We start from the raw sequence: 2,085 nt of genomic DNA on the forward strand, positions 1-2,085 counted from the left end.
TAAAACGGCCGTTTTTCGGTACAACCGAAATGCCCTAAAAAAATATCTTATCCTAGTTCCATTTATCGTTCTTTTTAGTAGTTTCGTTATATAACCTTTTACGGAACTAAAAATGGTAGTAGGATATGCCAGGGTATCGACACCCGAGCAAAAGCTTGAAGCACAGATCGATCTGTTAAAAAATGCTGGTTGTGAGAAAATTTATAAGGATATAGCAAGCGGTACCCGGGACGACAGAAAAGGATTGAACGAAATGCTGAGATATATGCGAAAGGGGGACACTATCCTTACCTATAAAAACGACAGGGTTTTCCGTTCGCTGAAAAATATGGTTGAACTTATTGATAGGTTCAATGAGGCAGGGGTACATTTCAAAAGCTTGAGCGAACCGGAATTCGACACCACATCGGCCAACGGTAAATTTTTATTACAGATTTTTGCGGCAGTTGCGGAATTCGAACGCAACCTTATCAGTGAACGCACAAAGGTGGGGCTTGATAATGCAAGAAAGCGGAACAAGTTGTTGGGCAGGCCCAAAGGGTCGAAGATTGAAACAATCGAAAAGTACCATTATGCCAAGCATCTGTACGGGAATCAAGGAGTATCGATTGATTTGGCCTGCAAACGGGCAAAAATCGGTAAGACCTCTTTTTATAGAGTAGAAAAAGAACTTTCGTCAAAATCAAGTAGTTAATCTCAGACAAGGCTATGTCTTACCTCACATCACTTAGCATAACTACAGAAAGAACCCATCCGTTTCCCTATGATGTCAGTGCAATAAAGTTTGCAAAGGACGTTGATGTATCCGCACCTGTTACCTTTATTATAGGTGATAACGGTACCGGAAAGTCCACATTGCTCGAAACATTGGCACTTCGTTTACAATTACCACATATGGATGGATTTGGGTATGGTAAAAATTGTTTCAAGGCAGCCCGTTCGTTGACGCCATATCTGCATTTAGATTGGAAAATTGAAAAACCCAGAGGATTTTTCTTCAGGGCAGAGGACTTTGGTGACCTCTTGAACAGTATCGACAGAGAGGATGCCAGGCTCCATGAATCCTTCAAGGATATTTATGGAGAAGTTCCAGACCATATCATCCAAGAAATGAAGGACAACCAAAACTATCAGATTTATCGAATGCGATTGAACTATGGTCAGGATCTACAAGGTTTTTCTCATGGGGAGGCCTACCTGAAGATAATGGACGATACTATAAATGGAAACGGGATATTTCTATTGGATGAACCGGAGGCCGCTTTGTCACCATCCAAACAGTTGTCCTTGCTTTATTTTATCCAAGAACATCTTAAATCCCATATGTCCCAATTCATTATAGCTACACATTCACCTATGCTTATGGCATATCCCGGAGCCAATATATATGAGGTGACCGACAAAGGAATGAACAAAGTATCTTTGGAGGAGACAGAACATTACACTATTACAAGGTCGTTCCTGCAAAGTCCAGAAAGCTATTTGAGGTTTTTCAAGTAGAAAGTCCGGTATTATAATATGCGGTGCCGTCAAAAAATGGATACCACCATTTATCCCTTGTATTGGTTTCTCCTATGTTTTTTCCAGTTCCTGGTACGTTTTGAATACTTCGAGTTGGTCGTTTCAATCCCGTGGGGAAAACAGTAACAACAGCCACCCATCTTAAGATAGTTGTCAATCCTTGATAAACGAACATTGGATATTTTCTTTGGAAAATCAATATGTCCTTCAGGGGTAAGTCCAAAAGCCCTTTCAAATCGTTTCGTATATTTCACGATTTCAATGTTTTAAGTGAATACTTAAAACATTGAGCCTTTTAGGAATTTGGAAAGAAACATAATCGGTTGATTTCCGTAAAGATAGTCCATAAAACAGTTTGGGCACAAGTTATATTCAAAAGCTATGAAATGGTAGTGTAATCCCGAAACAAACGAATGTTCTTAAGCATTTGCAGAATAGTAGTTTGGTTAATCCAATTGGACTTTTGGCCAACTTTTGAGATGTAACCATTGTATAAGAAGTGCCAGTGTTTTCAGTACCTGTGAGCTAAGTTGTCGTTTTATGCAGCTATGAGGTCACTAGGCC

3 protein-coding genes are annotated in these 2,085 nt (G+C 39.8%); 2 read left to right on the top strand and 1 reads right to left on the bottom strand.

Annotated features, from left to right (window positions below):
* Window positions 1–112 precede the first annotated feature (112 nt).
* Both MWU84_RS23785 and MWU84_RS23790 read left to right on the top strand, forming a co-directional pair.
* Complete coding sequence (locus tag MWU84_RS23785) at window positions 113–694, top strand: recombinase family protein (protein ID WP_094998671.1); 582 nt, start codon at window positions 113–115, stop codon at window positions 692–694.
* 14 nt (window positions 695–708) lie between these two features.
* Window positions 709–1,500 (top strand): AAA family ATPase, encoded by a 792-nt coding sequence (locus MWU84_RS23790; RefSeq protein WP_094998672.1) that lies wholly within the window; start codon window positions 709–711, stop codon window positions 1,498–1,500.
* A gap of 50 nt (window positions 1,501–1,550) precedes the next feature.
* Here MWU84_RS23790 and MWU84_RS23795 read toward each other — a convergent pair whose 3' ends face one another.
* Window positions 1,551–1,775, bottom strand: coding sequence for a phosphate ABC transporter substrate-binding protein (locus tag MWU84_RS23795; protein ID WP_094998673.1), 225 nt, complete (start codon window positions 1,773–1,775; stop codon window positions 1,551–1,553).
* Window positions 1,776–2,085 lie beyond the last annotated feature (310 nt).

The sequence above is a fragment of the Arenibacter sp. F20364 genome (assembly GCF_023015905.1).
Classification (GTDB): Bacteria; Bacteroidota; Bacteroidia; order Flavobacteriales; family Flavobacteriaceae; genus Arenibacter.